Below are 19408 nucleotides of genomic sequence, written 5' to 3' on the forward strand. Positions count from 1 at the left end.
AAAAATTCAAATATAGTTAACATAATACTTAGTAAAATTAATAAATAATAACTTAAATGTATTTATTTTTATTTTTTTTTAAGTATAAGTGAGGTAAATAAATGAATGAAGAAAAGAAAATAATTATTCCCAACCGCTTGCATTATAACGGCAATCAATATGTAGTTGATCATGAAACAAAAACAGTTAAATTAACTGCTGAATACCATAAAAACTTATTATCAAAAAAACCTGGTGAATTTGGCGGTTTTAGAAAAATAACTGGTTCAGCTCTTGGAGATATTTTAAAACTAACTCAGTTTAATAGCCCTTTTGCTGCATTTGCGAGAATAGCTAATTTTAGATTTCCAGTATTGGATCCGAAATATGTAAATGCCGGAGTTATTCTAGAACCTAAAATTCTTGAAAAAATTGAAAAATCATTCAATTTACCTATTCAACGGTTCCCTGCCGAAAAGTTTAACTATGATTATTTCAAAAATAATGTTTTCTTTGGCGGATTACCAGATGGCTATATTGCTGAAAAGAGGATGATTATTGAAATAAAAACCGTCGGAAGCAAAAAACTTGAATCTTGGAAACAAGGTATGATTAATGTTGCTTATTTAAAACAAGCACAATTATATTCGTATTTGATGGGGGCCAAACATTTTGCAATTATTGCTTGTTTTTTAGAAGAAGAAGATTACAAAGACCCTAATTTAGTTGACATAAATAATCGAGTTGTTAAGGGCTGACCTTTTGAGGTAAATGAAGAACAAGTCTTGGATGATATGGCAGCATGCAAAAAATGATATGATAAATACACAAAATTAGGTATTAGTCCTACTTGAAATAATAGTATAGATGTTGATATTGTAAAATATTTAGAATGTAAGAATTATGATGAATGAAAAAAATTATATCTAGAGTGAGTTAATGAAGGCAAGGCTGTGGCAGAGTATGAAAAATAAGGTAAGATATTCATTTAGCGATTTTTTAGTTGCTAATACTACACACCCATGGTTAGTATTTAATAGCATTGATGGCAATTTAGATTCAAGCCATGAAATTTTTGCAGGTAATTTTAATTTTGATTTAGAGGACGATAATGATTCTAGTGTCAATCATGAACTTATTAACTTTTATTTTGATAAAATAGACAATATTTCAAACGAGTTTGCGTCTAAATATTTAGATAAGGAAAAGCAAGACTATATCCAAGAACTCGACACCCTGGAAAAAATAGATTTTTTAAAGGAAACAGTTCGTAATAATCATGAATTAATTAATAACACAGTTGATGAAGATGTATATAAAAATTTAAATTTTCTTTTTTCCATTTTTACAACAGTTAATATTCTTTCCTCGGGCTTAGATACCGTTTATGATCAGGCAATTGATTTTTTAGTTGATTTTTATAAAGAAAGATATCATATAAAGGACGAAGAAATCAAATATATATCATTGAAGCAAAAGCAGGATGACGTATTGGCTGATACAATTAAATCAATAAATGAAAATTATCGTTTGATTATAAATCCAGCCTTTGAATATCAATCTTGTTATGCAAAAGTTGCTTTCTATGATACAAAATTAAAACATTTTGGTGATTTAATTTATTCGCAAAAAACGAATAGAAAAAATCTATTAAAGGCATATTGAAATTATAATATCATCACCAAATCACTAAATAGTGATATTAATGAGATATTTTTGTTAAAACCTAGATATCAAAAGAAAAAGAATGTAAGAAAAAATATCCTAAAGTTCAATCTGTCAAAATATTGTTCTCCAAATAAAGGCGGCGTAGATATTAAACCTAATGATAAAGTATTATTATCCGAGGATGAAGTTGAAGCTAAATATATTTGTGATCCTAATTTTGCATATACAAAACCAGTAAGATCAAAAAAAACAAATAATTTATCAATCATTGACCATGTTAAAGGTGAATTGATTTCCGCTGGATACGATTTTAATGAGAAAAGATTGGCAAATATTGAAGAGCACACAAAAAATATAAGTGATTATACGTGTTCATTTAAAGAGTTTATTTATTTGATTAATAATAGAGATTCGCTACAAATGGATTGAACTTTAACTAAGGATGATTTCATTGACAATTTTAATTCGAATATTTTCTTTTATAAATTAGTTGAAAAACAGTTCCCTAAATATAAATTTGGAAGCAAAAAAATATTAAAGCTAATTTCCGGTTTAAATAATGATGTTGATTTACTAACAAAGAGAACTGTTAGTGAATTTTATGATAATAATCTTATTTCTATAAATCCAGAAATACAAAGCATTTATGAGTATAATGTAATAACGGATAAGAATGCCAAGATTGCTTGGTTTGATTTTGAAGGCGTAACATTACCTACTCCAATGCTCGATTATTTGCCAGCATGAAATCAAGTAATATCTCAAACATCAATTGTAAAGACGCAGAATGATGAAATTTATGAAAGTAATGATTATGTTTATGATCCTTTAACTTTTGATATCAATACATATAAAAAAATTATCGATGATTTATATGACCAAGAAGTTTCATATTATATTATTTACAATATAAATTATGAGAAGAGCAGATTACTTGAAATAAAAGAGTCGCTTCATATTTATTGTTTACAAAATAAATTAGACGAGATTCAATTTAATGAATATGCAAAAAAAATCGATTTTATTGTAAACCGTCTTGTTGACATATGCAATTTTTTTTCTGGACGAAAACAGAAAATTTTTGTTGTAGATAGAATGATAAATCTAGGATATATTAATGGATCATATTCAATAAAAAAGATTGAATATTTTGTAACAAATAATAATTTAAATAAACATTTAAAATATAATATCACTCCATATTCAAAACTTAATGTTAAAAATGGTTCGGAGGCGCTAACAATTGCTACGACAAGAGCCCTAAATCTTATTAAGGATAATGAATGAAACCGAAAAATTAAAGATCTAAAAATTTATTGTCATAATGATGTTATGGCAATGTTAATGGCTGCAGAGCTAGTTAAGTATTTGTTAAAAAATAAGGACGAATATTTTGAGAATTTTTATAAATACAATAAATAATTAGAGAAAAAACAAGGAAAAATTTTATTGTTTTTTTGTTGTAATTCTAACATGAAAGCTAATTTCAAAAATCGCGGTATGTTATTAGAAACAATCATCAATCAAACGAGAGAGTTTTATTTTAAGAATAGCATTTGTATTATCCATAAGAAGAATCTTGATATTACTTTTAAATCTGTTCAATTGCATGATAAAAAGTTGAAACTAGATAATGCAATAATCAGCAGCAAAAGCTCTGTTGATTATTATGGAATATATAAAGGAAGGTTTTTGGCATTTGAGGCCAAAAGTACTGAATCGGATGTTTTACCTTTTAATAATATTAAACAGCATCAAATTGAATACCTTGATCTTATTAAAAAGCATAATGGTATTGCTTTTTGAATAATTTATTTTAAGCCTAAAAATTTATTTTTGTTAATTGAACATCATATTTTGCAGGAAAAATTTAAAACAAAAAAAGCCCTTCACTATGAAGAAGCCTTGTGTTGAGGAAAAAAATTATCATTATCTTTTCCTGGAATATTGAACATAGTTGAGAATATTACTTTTTAATTTTTTGATATATTTCATCAACTTTTGATTTTAAAACATCTGAAAACTTAAATCTTGGGTCCATTTTTGAAGGAACTTCAATTTCCTCTTTTGTAATGTTATGCTGTTGGGTTTTTGCAGCTACATATTTGGAGGAAAAAACGCCGAAACCTGAAATAGTTATTTGTCTTGAATTAGCTAACTCTTCAATAATGATATCGACAACTTGATCAAAAATTGATTCAACCATTGCTTGTTGAAAGCCCGTTTCTTCCGATGTTTTTTTAATTAATTCTCTCTTTGTCATTATTCAGACTCCTTAATTTAATAAATAGTTTAAACCCTTTTAATTAAGCTATTAATAATAATTTGGGGATTTTCTTTATTATATACTATTTTGTAAATTCCTTCTATTAATGGTAAATTTAGTTTATTTTTAGATATATTTTGATGATAAATATATTTTAGGGCATATAACCCTTCGACGGTTGTTTGGCTATCATCTATTTTATTTTTTAGGAAGTTTAAACCATATTGGTAGTTTCTTGATTTTTCTGATAATCCTGTAAGAATTAAGTCGCCCAAGCCACATAAATCATATATTGTTTCGGTTTTAGCGCCTAAAAATTTTCCATATTTTACCATTTCTTTTAATCCCATAGTTAATAGCGCTGCCTGTGTATTGGTCGAATATCCTAATGATGCGATTATGCCCGATGCTATTGCTAGTATATTTTTATATATTGAGCCTATTTCAGCACCAATAACATCATCAATAGCCGAAACTGCAAATCAGTCATTTGTGAATATCGTTTTAACTTCATTAGCTTTATTTATATCCTTTGAAACGACATTGACAATTGTTATGTGTTTATTTATTATATCAATAGCAAAGGAAGGACCGATTAATGAAGTTATGCCTTTGATGTTTGTGTTATCTTTTGCCATTTCAGCCATTTTGTTGTGTACAAAACTGTTTGTATTAGGCCAAAAACCTTTTATTACATTAATAATTGTTACGTCGTTTTTGATTAATTTTATTAATTCTTCAAAAACAGGTGGAATAAATCTTGAAGGTATTGCTATGATGATAAATTCAACATTTTCTATTGCCTTTTCAAGGATTTTTGTTGTTTTGAAATTGGTAATTAATTTATTATCAAAATATTTTTTATTAAAGCCCTTTTCAAGGTCCTGCAATTCATTATCATTGATGCCATAAAATATAACGTCATGTCCGTTTTCAGCTAAAACATTTCCACATGCAGTACCCATTGCCCCGCTACCAAGAATAGCTATTCTTTTTTTCATAATTATTTGTCCTCTTTTTTATTTTTATTTTTTAGTATAAGGGTAATAGGTGTTCCACTGAAATCAAAATTTTGCCTTATTTGGTTTTCTATATATCTTAAATACGTAAAGTGCGCACATTTTTCATCATTTACAAATAATAAAAAAGTTGGAATTTTTCCATCAATTTGTCTTGCAAAGGTTATTGACAATCTTTTACCCTTAATGGGTGAAGCGGGTTTTATCATTTGTGCAGTCATCATTACTGAATTCAATTGATTGGTAACTATTTTTCTAGAAATATTGTTTTTAATTTTAATTATTTCATCTTTTAGTTTGCTTATTCTGACTCTGTTCTTAGCAGATATAAAAACAATAGGTGCTCAATCTACAAATTTTAATTTCTTAGAAAGGTTTTTTTTGTAAATATCCATTGTATTGGTATCTTTTTCAATTAAATCTCATTTATTTACAATAATAATTAATGGTTTTTTTAAATCATAGGCAATCCCAATAATATTTTGGCTAAAATGACTAACTTCTTCTGTGGCATCTAACATTAATAAACATAAATCAGCTTCCTGTATTGAATCTGTGGCTCGCATTAATGCATAGTGCTCGATGCTATTGGATAATTTACTTTTTCTTTTAATACCTGCTGTATCAATAATTTCAAATTCCTCATTTTCAATTTTTATTATTGAAGAGACAGAATCTCTAGTTGTTCCAGCAATATTCGATACAATAGAACGTTCCTCATTGGTAAGGGTGTTAAGTAGCGTGGATTTTCCGACATTAGGCGAGCCTAATATGGTAAGTTTAAAATGATTTGTTTGTTTATCATCATTAAAATTTAGATTTTTAACTATTTCATCTAGCAAATCGCCAACTCCATCGCCATGAATAGCACTTATTGGAAAAATGCTTTGAAACCCCAATTTATATATTTGATTATCAAAAAATGTTTTTATATTTGATTCTAACTTATTTAAAACAAGCAAAACTTTTTTGTTTGATTTTCTTAATAAACTAGCGACAAAAAAATCTTCTGATGTGATCGGTTCTCTACCATCAACTATGAAAACGATAATTTCAGATTCATTGATTGCTACTTCCGCTTGTTTTTTAATTTGCTCTTTAAAGTCTTCGTTTTCTTGTGTTATTCCTCCGGTATCAATAATATTAAAATCATATCCAGACCATTTTGCGCTATGATAAATTCTATCTCTAGTAACTCCAGGAGTATCATAAACAATTGATTTTCTTTTATCAATTATTTTGTTAAAAAGAGTTGATTTTCCTACATTAGGCTTTCCTATTAACGCTATTGTATTTTTCATTAGTTTAACCTCTTCTTGACCTCTTTTAGCATTACTAAAAAGTTTTCATCCACACTCATATTTGTCGAGTCAATCCTTATACTGCCTTCACTTTCTATTAATGGATCTATATCACGGTTTGTATCATTTTCATCTCTTATTTTAATTGATTCTAAAATCTCATCATATTTGGACTCTATACCAAGTAAATTATTTTGCTTTAAACGGCGATGAGCTCTAACTTCTGGTGTGGCTCATAAGAAGAATTTTGCTTCTGCATCTGGAAGAATACGGTAAGTAGCATCTCTTCCATCGACAATTATTCCCTTTTCTTGTGCGCCTTTTTTTTGAATGAATGTATTAACTTTTAAACGTACAGATTGATATTTGGCAATTTCTGATGCATACAAAGAAACTCTATCCTCACGAATTTTTAGAGTAATATCTTCTCCTCTTAGAAAAATTTTTTCATCTTTTGTTATGAATAAGTCCTCAAAATTTCATGCTTTATTAATTTCTGATTCGTTATTAGAATCAATGCCATTTAATATAGCATTATATGCAATAGCACGATATAAATTTCCGCTACTTATAAAAATGTAATTTAACTCACTAGCTAGCATTCTGGCCATTACAGTTTTGCCTACGCCGCTAGGTCCATCTATTGCGATATTAATTTTATTTTTCATTACTTATTTTCCTTCCTAAAGTCTTTTATGAGTTTTTCTAGTTGTTTATCAGTTTTTAGTTTGATAGGTTTAAATTTTTCTTGGATTGGTTGTTTTTTTAGCAAATAGATTAAATTTTTGATTAATAGTGTGATATCATCAGATTGATTATTATTTAATTTATTAAGCAAATCGTTTTGGTCGATGTCAAGGTTGTATTTTTGTGCTACTTTAATTAGTTTTATTGCGACTTGATGATCGCTTTTGATGATGGCCTTTAAATTGTTATAATTTTCCTTATCCTTACTCATATTTTAAACATCCAAGGTGAAAATTTTTATTTCATTATTGCTTTTAATTTTTTTGTTATTAATATTAACAAACTGATATTTGATGGTCAATTCATTAACACCTTTTTTCGGATTTCATAAAACATATTGGTCATTATCTTTTTCTTTAAACGGAACAATTTCAAAAGTTTTCTTTGGATATATGTCTTGTGCAGCATTAGTTTCATTTATCGCCTTAACAAATCATGAAAAAATTTCTTCTTGAAAATTATTGGCCTTGAAGATTTTATCTACTTCCTGTTTTAAGTTATTAATTTTAATTTTTAAATCTTCTAATTCCTGCATTTCTAAAGGAGTTTTTGATTCTTTTTCATTAATATCTTTTCGTTTTTCTTCATATTTCAGAATTTTTTCTTTAATTTTTTTGTTTATCTCATCATATTTGCTTACAATCTTTTCGGCTTCTTTTTTAATTTTTGGTCATTCTTTTGAAAATTCTGTGCCTTGATGTGTTTTTAAGGTATTTGATAAAAAAGTTACAACTTGGCTTGATTTATAATAGTATTTTGATTCAGGGGTGGATTTTATTTTATTTGTTTCAAAAACTCCACTTGCATATTCATAATTTAAAAAAACTTCATAATGAATTCTAAGGTCAAAAGGGTTATTTTGAATTCTTTCAACATCTGTAAAATGAAAATCTAAAAACTTTGATTTTTCAAAATCGAGGATAATATTAATTTTGTTTTTTAAAAATTTATCCGCGTCAAATGGTTTTGGCCGATTATTGAGGATTTTTCTTTGTTCAAAAGTAAGTTTGCTCTTGTTCATTTTAATAATATCTTTATAAGTATTATCAAAATCTTTGGTTCGGATTTCTGCAAGTTTTTGTTGATTTTTAAAATCTTCATACAAATTCTTAGCTTGCAACGATCCTATGATATTTTTTTCTAAGAGAATTTCTTTGGCTTTATTATTGAATTTATCAATTGACCAAAATTCTTTTTGAATTGTTTGACTATTTTTAACAATATAATATATAGCACCCGCTACTGCAGATAGAGTGACAGTTGGTATTACAAAAAGTGTTCAAAAGTCTGATTTTCCCCTAGCTTTCTTTTGCCTATTTTTCATGATTAATATTTTACATATTAATATTTTTTTTAAATAAAATAAAAATAAAATACATAGTATTTTACGAACTTATGTATTTTATTATTTTTTTGCTTTTTTTCTTCTGTAGAATTTTTTTACAGGATTATCAATGTTCTTAATAAAATTGCATTTAGGGAAAGCAGAGCAACCAATAAATTTTTGCTTAGTTAGTTTTGTATAGCGATAAACGAGTTCTGCATTGCATAAAGGGCAGCTTTCATTAGGTTTGGCTGGCTCCAAAATGGTAACATTTAATTGATCCTTTATATCTTCATAGCGTTCATTGAAACTATCTCAGAATTTTTTCATTAAAGTTTTGTATTCTTCTTTTCCTTCTGAAATTAAGTCTAATTTTTCCTCAACCTTAGCTGTATATTCTTCATTAATAGTTCTTGGGAAACTTGTTAAAAGTTTTTCAAGAACAACCTTTCCGAATTCTGTGGGTACTAGATGTCCGTCAATTGGTTCAACAAATATTCTTTGTTTTAATACTTTTATTGTTGAAGCAAATGTTGAAGGCCTTCCAACTTTAATATCATCAAGTTTTTTAATTAATGAACCTTCACTATAACGTGCAGGCGGTAATGTTTTTTTGTCCTCTTTAATAAAATCTTTTGCCTTGATGATATCGCCAATTTTAATATTTGGAATATTAATTAATGACTCTTTGCCTGAATAAATATAATAACCGTCAAAAAGTATTCTACTATACGACATTCTAAAATTATTGTTCCCGTTATGTAAATTAAATCTTACAATCTCTTTTTCAGGACAGCTCATTAGTGACATTATTGTTTTATCATAAATCATCTTATATATTTCAAAATCGATATTGTTAAGATTATACTTTTGTAATGCTAATTCTGGTGTTAATTCAATGTATGTGGGTCTAATTGCTTCGTGAGCATCTTGAGCGCCAGAAAAACCTTTTATTTCTTTAGCTACATATTGGCTACCATATTGTTCAGTTATGTATTTACGAGCTTTTTTAACAAATGTTTCACTTAATCTAGTTGAATCAGTTCTGGGGTATGAAATTAACCCGTTTTCAAAAAGTTTTTGGGCTGATGATTGCACTGCCTGGGAATTGTGTTTTGCTTCCTTGTATAAAACTGATTGTTTAAAAGGTGTATAAGCTGATTCCTTGCGTTTAGAAACATTGATGTCATCAACAATTAGTTCATAGTTGCTATTTAATAATTCAAAAAGTATTTTTTCACCTTGTTCATTGGTTAACCAAGTATTATCTTCATATTTTTTGTCTTTTTTTAAGTACAAAGGAATGTTGACATCATTATCTATAATTGCTTCAATTTTTGAATAAATTATTGGATCAAATGTTTCAATTTCGCGCTCACGATCACAAACTAGTTTTAAAGCAATGGATTGCACTCTTCCTGCCGAAGGGTTAGTAGGAGCATTTTTTACTTTTTGCATCATTAATTGTGATAGTCTAAAGCCTATAATTCTATCTAGCATCCTTCTTGACTTTTGTGCTCTTACAAGGTTTTCGTCTATTTCAGAAGGATTTTCAACTGCTAATTTTATTGCTTCATCTGTAATTTCATTATATCTTATTCTTTTGTATTTATCTTTTAATTTTAAGGTTGAAATTAGATTACTTGCTATTGCTTCGCCTTCGCGATCGGGGTCAGTTGCAATTAGAACTTCGCTAGCATTTTTAGTTGCTTTTTTTAAATCTGAAATGGTTGACTTTTTCATTGGATCAGGAATCATCTCTGGTTCTCAATTTTCGAAATCTATTCCAAGATTATTTGTGCCTGATGTTGCCATTTTTAAAATATGCCCTGAACTAGCAATAACTTTAATTTGATCACCAACAATTTTTTGAATTGTTTTAATTTTATTTGGTGATTCGACAATCATTATTTTTTCTGACATAAGCTAAGCCTCTCTTCTGAGTAAAATATTTTAAAATGTTATCAAAAATAATAGCACAATTTTATTTTAAAAAACGAATTAAAAAAACGATTAGAATTTTTTTAATCATTCTTCTCGTTTTGTATCACTTGTATTTTTAAATATTTCTTTAATTTGAGAATTATCGCTCTTGCTTAATTTAGGAACATATAAATCAAATTTAATGAATAAATCGCCCTTGGAACTAGAATTTTTATATGGGTATCCGCAATTTTTGATTTTAAATGGTTCATTTATTTTAATGCTATGGTCTAACTTAATTTTTTTTGTTCCGTATGGTGTTGGAACATTAATTTCCTCTTCGAGTAATAAGCTCTTAATTGATAAAGGCATTTCAATGTAAAGATCATTATTTATTTTTTTGTATTTTTTGCTAGGTTTAATAGCGAATACTATATATAAATCTCCAATATTATTTCCGTTTGATGAAGGTTTTCCAAAACCAACAATTCTAATTGTATCCCCATCCTCAATCCCTACCGGAATATTTATCTTTTGAATAGTCTTTGAATTTACTGTTTTTTTGCCGTGGCATTGATGGCATATCTTATTTATTTTCTTGCCCAATCCTAAACATACTGGACATGGCTTTATGGTAGTAAATATTGCAACTCTTTGTTGTATTTTTCCAGAACCATGGCAATTATTACATAAAATTACATCAGAAGGGGTGTCTGCACCGCTGCCCTTACAATGACCGCAAACATCATATTTATCCAGGTTAAGATCAATTGTTTTTCCATATAGTGCATCTTCAAAATCAATGTTTAATATTAGTTGTAGATCTTGACCTCTTTGATGGTTTGATTCATCAAAATTTGAAAATGATCCAAAAATATCCCCAAAGATATCAGCACCAGAAAAACCTCCGCTAAAACCCTCAAAAAAACTACGGAAAATATCCTCCGAATCCCCGAATTGATATCCATTAGCATCAAATGCGTTATGACCAAATTTATCATATTTTGCTCTTTTATTTGTGTCTGATAAAATTTCATATGCTTCTGATATTTCTTTAAATTTTTCTTCAGCATCAGCATTTTTGTTTTTGTCTGGATGATATTGCATTGCCAATTTACGGTAGGCAGCTTTGATTTCCTTTTCGGTCGCACTTTTATTTATGCCTAAAACTTCATAATAGTCTCTTTTATTCATCATAATAATAAAATTTTAGCACATTTTTAATTAGAGTGCTATTTTTTAAGGTCATCATATTTTAGAATTGCAATTCTAAAATTTTTATTAATATCTTTTTTAAATGTAACATTAGAATATTCCTTTTCAATTCATTCTTTAGCATAATCATCAATTTCAAGAATTAAGTAACCATTATTTTTTAAGAAATTTGGTGCCTCTTTTGTAATTTTTTTATAAAAAAATAATCCATTATCCTTGGCAAATAGCGCTTGCTTTGGTTCTCATTTTAAAGAAGAAGAAAATAAATGTTTCTTATTTAAATAGGGTGGGTTGGAGATAATTAAATCAAATTTTTTGTTTATTTTTTTAAATAAATTACTTCTTATAATATTGTATTTTGATAGATTATTAATTTTTGCATTTAATTTAGTTTGTTTGATTGCTTGTCTTGAAATATCTGATAATGTTACATTACATCCTATATTTTTGCAAATAGCAAGACCAATAAAACCTGAACCGCAGCATAAATCTAGGACATCAGAATATTTGCTAATGTAATTATATGATTCGATGATAACCTCTTCTGTTTCGTATCGTGGAATTAATACATTATATCTAATATCGATGTGGATATTTTGCATTGTTTGATATCCGATAATTTTTTGTACCGGATAGTCCTTTTTTAATAATTTTTCTTCCTTTTTTGAAACAAAAAGAGGTAGCTCATATCTTCTTTTTTCTTGTAGCAATACCTCTTTTTTAATCATTATAAACCTGCTTCTTTTATTTTGTGAGCTTTTTCATCGGCAATTAGCGCCTCAATAATTTTTTTCAAATCACCTTCCATAACTATTTTTAAGGAAGTTGAAAACCCGATTCTATGATCTGTAACCCGATCTTGTGGATAGTTGTAAGTTCTAATTTTTTCACTTCTTTCTCCGGTACCCGCAAGTTTTCGAAGTCCACTTTCTTCTTCTTCGCGTTTTTGAACTTCTAGTTCATAAAGTCTACTTTTTAATACTTTTAAAGCAGTTTCTTTATTTTGGATTTGACTTCTTTCATCCTGTGATGTAACTACTATTCCAGATGGTTTGTGTGTAATTCTAACTGCAGAGTCTGTTGTGTTAACTGACTGGCCTCCCGCTCCTGAAGATCTAAACACATCAATCTCGATTTCATCAGGCTTAATTTCGATATGAACGTCATCATCTACTTCAGGTAAAACCGTAACTGTCGCTGTTGAAGTATGAACTCTTCCCTGTGTTTCAGTTAATGGTACTCTTTGGACTCGATGAACTCCTCTTTCAAATTTCATTTTTGAAAACACTTTTTCACCCTTTATACTAAAAACTATCTGACTATATCCACCTGCTGAACCGTATGTGTAATCAATAATTTTTATTTTAAATCCCATTTCTTCACAAAATTTTTGGTACATTCTAAACAAATCGCCTGAAAAAATATTGGCCTCATCGCCGCCAGCAGCCCCGCGAATTTCCACAATAACATCTCTTTCATCGTTTTCATCGACGGGCAATAGTAATTCTTTTATTGTTTCTTCGAGTTCATGCATCTGTTCTATTTGTCTATTAATATCATTTCTTGCTAATTCAATCAATTCAGCATCTTTTTCATTGTTAATAATATCTTTTGATAATAAGTATAGTTCTTCAATATCTTGGTATTTTTTGAATGATACATAGATATCTTCAATGCTTGCTTTTTCTTTAGATATTTTTGTGTATTGTTTGATGTTGTTATAGATTTCAGGATCGTTTAGTTTTTGCTCTAATTCCAGGAATTGCTTCTTTATTGAGCATAGAGATTCATACATTGTTTTTTCCATAGTAATAAAAGTATATTTTAAATTACTATAATTTGCGTCAAATTTATTAAAAATAATATGCATTTTTTTATATAATTATTAGCGTATTAAATATTGCCGTCATAGCTCAGGGGCAGAGCACTTCCATGGTAAGGAAGGGGTCGCTGGTTCAATTCCAGTTGACGGCACCATATGTTTAATTGCCAAAAGCCAATTCAATTGGCTTTTATTTTGCTTTTTGTAGAAAAATAGAACAACCTTAGTTGTTCTATTAAAACATTTATTAATGATATGGCACGGGTAGCAAGACTCGAACTCACAACACACGGGGTTGAAGCCCGTTGTTCTACCATTGAACTATACCCGTATAAGAAACGCTCATAGAATATTATACATTTTTTTTCTATTTTGTATATTTTTGCTCTATTATGTAAATAATATCACCAATGGTTTTTAATTTTATTAGTTCTTCGTCTTTTATTTCGATTTTTAGTTTTAGTTCAATATCTGAAACTAATAGAACCAGATCTAAACTATCGATATCAAGATCCTTAATTAATGTTTCGTTATTAAAAATTTTTTTTGTATGTTTTTTAAGTTCGTTAAATACTAATTCTTTAAAATTCATAAATATTATTATAACTTATTTGTATTTATCTTGTATGTTACAACACTTTTTTCTTTTTCACTGCTCCATTTAAAAGTTATTAACAAATTTTGGTCATCAATTTGTTTGTAAGCATATTCAACTTCGCCTTCAGTTACAAGCATTCTATTTATGATGTCTTTTATGATATAAACTATCATGTCTTCATCAATTCAAGCCTGCCCGTTTCTATAGTTTAATTTGTCATAATAGTCACTGCTCTTTATATTAGGAAAAACATCATTTCAATTAATATTTTTCTTTTCTTGTGGTTCTATGTATGAATCTTCTTTATGGTCATTTTGTTCCAATTCATTCTCTTTATTTTTTAAATCTTTTTGTTGCTGGCTTTTTTTAATTGATAGTTTATTAGTTTTGTCGTTTAATTTTTCTTTTTGAATAGTATCGACTTGGCTACTTTCTTTTTCTTTGTTTTTTTGTTGTAATACTACAAATGCTGTCGCCAACCCAGCACAACCACCAATCGCTATGGTTAATGATGTTCATAATAATAATTTTTTACTTTTTTCACTCATTATTTACCTCCTATTTGTTCTATTGATTGCAAAGAGTTTGCCATTTTGATTACGTCCGCAAAATTATCATATTTAATTTTGTGCCATTTTTCATCTGTAAGTCAACCTTTAATTGATCTTGTATTCATTCTTATTAATCCATTGTTGATATCAAAAAAAGGTTTTTCAATTTCTTGCGAATAACTCATTTTAAAGGACTTTAAATTTTTGCCTATATCAAGGTTAATTTCATAACCATATGTTCCCTTGTATTTTAATGGTATTAGAATCCCCAATTTTGCATTAAGGTTTTGATTATTTACCATAACAGTATCTGAAAATTTATCATAATAAGAATATGCATCTATAACTAAGTCTGCATTATTAAAATTATGATAGCTAAGCTTAGTATCATACTTATTTTTTGCGTAGTCATAAATGTTTGCAGATGAAAATGTTAAATCATAAATATCGCTATTATCTAGAATGTATTCTTCATTAGTCTCTTGATCGCTTTTGGCAATTTTTAGTGATAATAGTTTGATGTTATGAATTCCTTGTTTTAAATTGTTGGTATTAAAGAATAAATTCAAATATTTTGTTTTGAATTTATGGTTAATTATGTTCTTATTAATGCGGTCTGGTAGTGATTTTATTTCAATCTCACTTAATACATTTATGGCCTTCGTATTATTTAGATTTATATTTTTAGATCTTGGATTGTTTTTAATTCAATAGGTAAATGCTTTTGCTTGATATCATAAATTTTTCACCTTATATTCAATTTCAAAATTGATATTTGCTATGTCATTAAATTCCAATTTATTTTTAGAATCATTATCACTATTATAAGTTAGTATAAAATGACCACTATTATATTCATATTTTGGCTTGAATTCTATTATTTTATTATTAATTAGTCCATTAACTCTTATGGCCTCTATTTCTTTTAATGGATTTTTATGCTCAAATGTAATAATGAATTTATCACTTCTTATAATGCGTCTTATTTTAATTGTGGTTAATTCATTGAAACTATTCCAGTTTTCTAAATATTTTCTTTGTTTTGCATTTATGATATATTCTTCCATTCACTGTTCTTGCTTATTTTCTAATGAATGAAGTTTGGGGGTTTCATTAAAAGCAATAAACATAATCTATAAATAGGTCTACTAAATAATTTAATTTCTTATAATAAGCATTTTTAGATCAGTTTTCAAGATATCACGTCGAATCACCATCTACTGTAATAAAATCATTAATGAAGATTTTTTTATAGTCCTCACTTAGCGAACTTATGAAAAAATCTAATAATCCTACATTCTTAGTATCTTTCATGTTATTTTGTATTCTTTTAAGTTTTTGATTTAGGCAAAAATCAATTATAAAAGCTCGTTTTCTTTGCAAACTCATACTTTTAAGATTTTTAATTTTGTTTTCCAACATTTTTCCTCCTGCTTTAATTAAATTAGATAAATCAAAAAGATAAATAAAAAAGAAACTATGAACGCAAAATATTTATAATATAAATATATTTTTTTTAACGTGTTATTTGAAGGGTTTGTTAATTATGGAAAACAAGGTTAAATTGCAAAAAATGATTTCGGATTTTGGTTTTTGTTCGCGACGCGAGGCCGAAAAAATGATTATGCAAAAAAGAGTATTAGTTGATGGTCAAGTTGCAAAAATTGGTCAGAGAGTTGATGCTGAGGCTGTTATTAAAATAGATGGCGAGATCATCGAAAAAAGTGATAAAAAATTTTATATATTACTTAATAAACCTCGAAACACCATTTGCACTTTAAGAGATCCACAGGGTAGAAAAACTATTTATGAGTGAATGGGAATGGATAAATATTGCTATTCAATTGGAAGGCTTGATTTTAATACAACAGGAGTAATAATTATTTCTAACGATGGCAATTTTGCTAATATTTTGGCCCATCCTTCATCTAATATAGAAAGAGAATACATTGCAACATTGGAAAAGCCAATGAGTGAAAAAGATTTAAATTTTTTAAACTCTAATTTTGTAAAACTTAATGGTGTTTTTTCTAAACAAACAATAAAACATATCAAAGATTTAACCTACTCTATAGTTCTTAAAGAAGGCAGAAATCATCATGTGAAAAATCTCTTTTTATTAGTTAATAATTTTGTTAAAAAATTACACAGAAAAAGATATGGAGTTATTACAGATGATGGTTTAAGAGTTGGAGAACATAGGCATATTACGGCCTCTGAGTTGGAATGGTTTAAAAAAATTAAAAAAAGCTAGGTAGATATATAAGAACCTAGCTTTTGTTATTAATGATTAATTTTATATTTTTTTCAATATAATTAAAATCTGATTTAATTTTGTTGTTTGAGTTATTTATGTTGAGGTTATATTTAGCATATTTCATTCAACCTTCAGAAATATCTTTTGTGAATGTTATAGCCGTTTTTTTATCATAATTTAATTTTGCAATATTTTCATCATTTGATATTGAAATTAAATTCAAGTTATGTTTATTAGCAATTTTGAATGCAATCTGGAGATCGTTGCCTTTGGCTAAAAGGCTATATTTTGAATCATTTTTTAGTACATGATAAGACCCTGATAGAAATTTGTATTTTGAAGTTTTTTCACAATTTCAATTGCTATGAAAATTGGCTATAATGATTACGGGACCATTAAATTTATTAAGGTAATATTCAATAGAGCCCATCAATTCATTAAGATCGCCAGGATATAAAATTTTTATATTAGGAATTTGCAATAAAATACCTATTTGTTCCTCATTTTGGTAATAAATATTAGAGTTTTCAACAGAATTTAAGTCATTTTTTAGAATATATAATACTTTTAGGTTATCACTAACAGATTTTTTGATTCCTTGAATTAACTTGTCTGTATTTGATAAGGAATCAATTATTATTGGTTTAAAATTTGAGTGTCCAAATATACCATTTGCAATTAAACTCATTGCCTCGTTTTTTAATCCTAATAGTAAAGAACGGCCATCTTTGTTGTTAAAATCAAAAACTCCGTTAGTTGATTTAATTCTTGTTATTGGATCTAGCGAAGAAGAAAGTAGGAAAGCGTTTTTGTATTTATCAAATATATTATTTAAGATAACAACCATATTAGAGTAGATATCGTCTGAATTTGATATAAAGTTATCATTTACATTTTCTTTTAGATCTTCTCCCAAGAATTCAATTAATTTATCTGAAGCAGTTCATTTATTAAATAAATCGTTATTATAATTAATAACTTTCTTATACTCATCTACCACTTCTTGATATTTCTCAAAAAAGTCACCACGCTTGAAGTTAGTTGTTTCTTTGAATTCCTCAATTTCATCTACTGTTAAATAATATTTATTATTGTAGTAGTTGTTAAAATTATTAACTGCTAATTCAACAATTGAACTTTTGATTTCGATAAGTGTTGGTTTTTTTGCTTTCTTAGCTTTCGATATTGCGTTTGCAATAGATTTGTAATTAGCATCCTTTAAAATAATATAATTAAATCCATATGATTCATATGTTTTTCTAATGTCATTACTATTCTTTTTAGAATTAAAGTTATTTAATAATGTGTTTGAATCATATAGCACAATTAGTTTATTTAGTTTGATTGATCCTGCATATTGTAAAGCCTCAGTCGCAATGCTTGTTTCTAGATCTTTGCTTGAAGCAAAAACATATGTAAAGTGATTTATTTCAGAAAAATTACTTGATAAAAAGGCCTCAGCAACCGCAATACCAACAGCCTCTGCAATACCACAACCATGTTTGCCTGATGAAAAGTCAATACCAAGTTTGTTATTGCGTTTTAAATAGTTATGATATTTGCAACTTGGTTTATTAATGCTTTCAATTTCTTCCTTCGTAATAAGATTCATTAAATATAAAATTGTGTAATAGGTGGTATTTACATCCGGGCACGAAACAATGAATCTATCTCTAGATATTCACTGGGGATTATTTATATCAAATTTATAATGAAAAGCAAAGAGCGCATGAAAAATCTTTGCAGCGCTAATATTAATTGCTACATTTGGATTTTTAGTATTTGCTATCTGGGCTAATGAATTAATTTTTATATTATCAATAGCTAAATTATTAATTCTTCTATTTTTAAACATTTTCAATTCCTTCAAAAACAATGTTAATATTGTTTGGTCTAACATTGATTAATGAATAAATTCTTTGTTCAAGCATGAATATTGCGTTCTTAGTTTCGAATGATAATATAGCTTCTTTTTTTAACTTGTAAGAAATAAAAATCTCAATATTATTTGTGCTATTTTTTATATTAATAATAGGTTTTTTTGTAAGAATTATTGAGTCTTGAGACTCAAAGAATTGATTTATTGCTTGATAAATAACATGTTCTTCAACCTTGAAGTCAAAATTCATTCTTGTGTTGACTGAGATAAAATTGCTCATTATGCTCTTCCTACATATTTACCAGTTTCAGTTGAAACCAAAATTGTTTCTCCTTCTTTGATGAATAGAGGAGTTTCGACTACATAACCGGTTTCCAAAGTAACTTTCTTTTGGGCGGCTTGAGCTGTGTTTCCTTTAACTGCATCTGGTGCTTCTGTTACAACTAATCCAACATTAGCTGGTAATTCAATATCCAAAACTTCTGATTCATATTTTCTAACAATAACCTTCATACCTTCTTTTAAAAAATTGACTTCTCATTTTATTGTTGATACAGGTATTTCTATTTGTTCGAATGTTTCTTGGTCCATTAGCACAATGTTATCTCCTGCATTGTATAGATAGTCCATTGAGACCTTATCAATCATTGCTTTTTCTACTTTTTCACCACCAGTAAAAGATTTTACAGTTATTGATCCGGTTCTTAGATCTTTTGCCTTTGCTTTAACATTGGCTTGGCCTCTTCCTTGTTTTGAGTGTTGTGCTTCTAAAACAACATAAATATTACCGTCTAATTTAAAGGTTACACCCGGTTTTAGGTCATTAACATTTATCATAATTTAACTCCTTAAAATATTG

At 27.7% G+C, this 19408-nt stretch carries 21 protein-coding genes and 2 tRNA genes; 5 read left to right on the forward strand and 18 right to left on the reverse strand.

Annotated features, from left to right (window positions below):
- Positions 1–101: 101 nt before the first annotated feature.
- The 3 genes from ACWXVS_RS00700 to recU are packed head-to-tail and all read left to right on the forward strand — an operon-like array spanning position 102 to position 3624.
- Positions 102–953 (forward strand): MAGa7180 family putative nuclease, encoded by an 852-nt coding sequence (locus tag ACWXVS_RS00700; protein ID WP_455994561.1) that lies wholly within the window; start codon positions 102–104, stop codon positions 951–953.
- Positions 943–3069 (forward strand): UU173 family protein, encoded by a 2127-nt coding sequence (locus ACWXVS_RS00705; RefSeq protein ID WP_455994563.1) that lies wholly within the window; start codon positions 943–945, stop codon positions 3067–3069. The genes ACWXVS_RS00700 and ACWXVS_RS00705 overlap by 11 nt, the downstream gene beginning before the upstream one ends.
- 51 nt (positions 3070–3120) lie before the next feature.
- Positions 3121–3624 (forward strand): Holliday junction resolvase RecU, encoded by a 504-nt coding sequence (gene recU, locus ACWXVS_RS00710; protein ID WP_438340781.1) that lies wholly within the window; start codon positions 3121–3123, stop codon positions 3622–3624.
- On the opposite strand, the gene ACWXVS_RS00715 is transcribed toward recU, so the two are convergent.
- The 10 genes from ACWXVS_RS00715 to prfA form a co-directional block, all read right to left on the reverse strand.
- Positions 3614–3910, reverse strand: a complete 297-nt coding sequence (locus ACWXVS_RS00715) for an HU family DNA-binding protein (protein ID WP_438340782.1) — start codon at positions 3908–3910, stop codon at positions 3614–3616. The two genes, recU and ACWXVS_RS00715, sit on opposite strands and share 11 nt — an antisense overlap.
- A gap of 29 nt (positions 3911–3939) precedes the next feature.
- The gene (locus tag ACWXVS_RS00720) at positions 3940–4914 is read right to left on the reverse strand and encodes an NAD(P)H-dependent glycerol-3-phosphate dehydrogenase (RefSeq protein ID WP_455994565.1); all 975 of its coding nucleotides are present in this window, start codon (positions 4912–4914) and stop codon (positions 3940–3942) included.
- 2 nt (positions 4915–4916) lie between these two features.
- On the reverse strand, positions 4917–6233 hold the full coding sequence (der, locus tag ACWXVS_RS00725) for a ribosome biogenesis GTPase Der (protein WP_438340784.1): 1317 nt from the start codon (positions 6231–6233) through the stop codon (positions 4917–4919).
- A complete protein-coding gene (cmk, locus tag ACWXVS_RS00730) occupies positions 6233–6901 on the reverse strand; it encodes a (d)CMP kinase (RefSeq protein ID WP_455994567.1) in 669 nt (222 codons plus the stop codon). Before cmk ends, der begins: the two co-directional genes overlap by 1 nt.
- The gene (locus ACWXVS_RS00735; protein ID WP_444705101.1) at positions 6901–7191 is read right to left on the reverse strand and encodes a hypothetical protein; all 291 of its coding nucleotides are present in this window, start codon (positions 7189–7191) and stop codon (positions 6901–6903) included. Before ACWXVS_RS00735 ends, cmk begins: the two co-directional genes overlap by 1 nt.
- Before the next feature lie 3 nt (positions 7192–7194).
- Positions 7195–8304: a hypothetical protein gene (locus tag ACWXVS_RS00740; RefSeq protein ID WP_455966292.1), complete on the reverse strand. Its 1110-nt coding sequence runs from the start codon at positions 8302–8304 to the stop codon at positions 7195–7197.
- An 81-nt stretch (positions 8305–8385) separates the two neighbouring features.
- Positions 8386–10227: a type I DNA topoisomerase gene (gene topA / locus ACWXVS_RS00745; protein WP_438340788.1), complete on the reverse strand. Its 1842-nt coding sequence runs from the start codon at positions 10225–10227 to the stop codon at positions 8386–8388.
- 90 nt (positions 10228–10317) lie between these two features.
- Positions 10318–11424: a molecular chaperone DnaJ gene (dnaJ, locus tag ACWXVS_RS00750; protein WP_455994569.1), complete on the reverse strand. Its 1107-nt coding sequence runs from the start codon at positions 11422–11424 to the stop codon at positions 10318–10320.
- 35 nt (positions 11425–11459) lie between these two features.
- The gene (locus tag ACWXVS_RS00755) at positions 11460–12170 is read right to left on the reverse strand and encodes a peptide chain release factor N(5)-glutamine methyltransferase (protein ID WP_438340790.1); all 711 of its coding nucleotides are present in this window, start codon (positions 12168–12170) and stop codon (positions 11460–11462) included.
- Positions 12170–13249: a peptide chain release factor 1 gene (gene prfA, locus ACWXVS_RS00760; protein WP_444705103.1), complete on the reverse strand. Its 1080-nt coding sequence runs from the start codon at positions 13247–13249 to the stop codon at positions 12170–12172. The genes ACWXVS_RS00755 and prfA overlap by 1 nt, the downstream gene beginning before the upstream one ends.
- A gap of 95 nt (positions 13250–13344) precedes the next feature.
- On the opposite strand from prfA, the gene ACWXVS_RS00765 reads away from it, so the two are divergent.
- A tRNA-Thr gene (locus ACWXVS_RS00765) sits at positions 13345–13419 on the forward strand.
- A gap of 101 nt (positions 13420–13520) precedes the next feature.
- Here the strand turns inward: ACWXVS_RS00765 and ACWXVS_RS00770 are convergent.
- From ACWXVS_RS00770 to ACWXVS_RS00790, 5 genes are all read right to left on the reverse strand, one after another.
- Positions 13521–13595, reverse strand: a tRNA-Trp gene (locus ACWXVS_RS00770).
- A gap of 36 nt (positions 13596–13631) precedes the next feature.
- Positions 13632–13856 (reverse strand): phosphopantetheine-binding protein, encoded by a 225-nt coding sequence (locus ACWXVS_RS00775; protein ID WP_444705104.1) that lies wholly within the window; start codon positions 13854–13856, stop codon positions 13632–13634.
- A gap of 8 nt (positions 13857–13864) precedes the next feature.
- On the reverse strand, positions 13865–14410 hold the full coding sequence (locus ACWXVS_RS00780; protein WP_438340793.1) for an MHO_1590 family protein: 546 nt from the start codon (positions 14408–14410) through the stop codon (positions 13865–13867).
- The gene (locus ACWXVS_RS00785) at positions 14410–15543 is read right to left on the reverse strand and encodes an MHO_1580 family protein (RefSeq protein ID WP_455994571.1); all 1134 of its coding nucleotides are present in this window, start codon (positions 15541–15543) and stop codon (positions 14410–14412) included. Before ACWXVS_RS00785 ends, ACWXVS_RS00780 begins: the two co-directional genes overlap by 1 nt.
- The gene (locus ACWXVS_RS00790; RefSeq protein WP_455994573.1) at positions 15527–15835 is read right to left on the reverse strand and encodes an MG284/MPN403 family protein; all 309 of its coding nucleotides are present in this window, start codon (positions 15833–15835) and stop codon (positions 15527–15529) included. The genes ACWXVS_RS00785 and ACWXVS_RS00790 overlap by 17 nt, the downstream gene beginning before the upstream one ends.
- A 124-nt stretch (positions 15836–15959) precedes the next feature.
- On the opposite strand from ACWXVS_RS00790, the gene ACWXVS_RS00795 reads away from it, so the two are divergent.
- Entirely contained in the window at positions 15960–16667 is a 708-nt protein-coding gene (locus tag ACWXVS_RS00795; RefSeq protein ID WP_455994574.1) for a pseudouridine synthase, read from the forward strand.
- Between the two features lie 16 nt (positions 16668–16683).
- Here the strand turns inward: ACWXVS_RS00795 and ACWXVS_RS00800 are convergent, their stop codons facing one another.
- Genes ACWXVS_RS00800 through efp form a run of 3 tightly spaced genes read right to left on the reverse strand, consistent with a single transcriptional unit; the run spans position 16684 to position 19386 of the window.
- Complete coding sequence (locus tag ACWXVS_RS00800; protein ID WP_455994576.1) at positions 16684–18525, reverse strand: hypothetical protein; 1842 nt, start codon at positions 18523–18525, stop codon at positions 16684–16686.
- The gene (locus tag ACWXVS_RS00805; RefSeq protein WP_438340798.1) at positions 18518–18829 is read right to left on the reverse strand and encodes an MMB_0454 family protein; all 312 of its coding nucleotides are present in this window, start codon (positions 18827–18829) and stop codon (positions 18518–18520) included. Before ACWXVS_RS00805 ends, ACWXVS_RS00800 begins: the two co-directional genes overlap by 8 nt.
- Complete coding sequence (gene efp / locus ACWXVS_RS00810) at positions 18829–19386, reverse strand: elongation factor P (RefSeq protein WP_438340799.1); 558 nt, start codon at positions 19384–19386, stop codon at positions 18829–18831. The genes ACWXVS_RS00805 and efp overlap by 1 nt, the downstream gene beginning before the upstream one ends.
- Positions 19387–19408 lie beyond the last annotated feature (22 nt).

The sequence above is a fragment of the Mycoplasma sp. 327 genome (assembly GCF_053851655.1).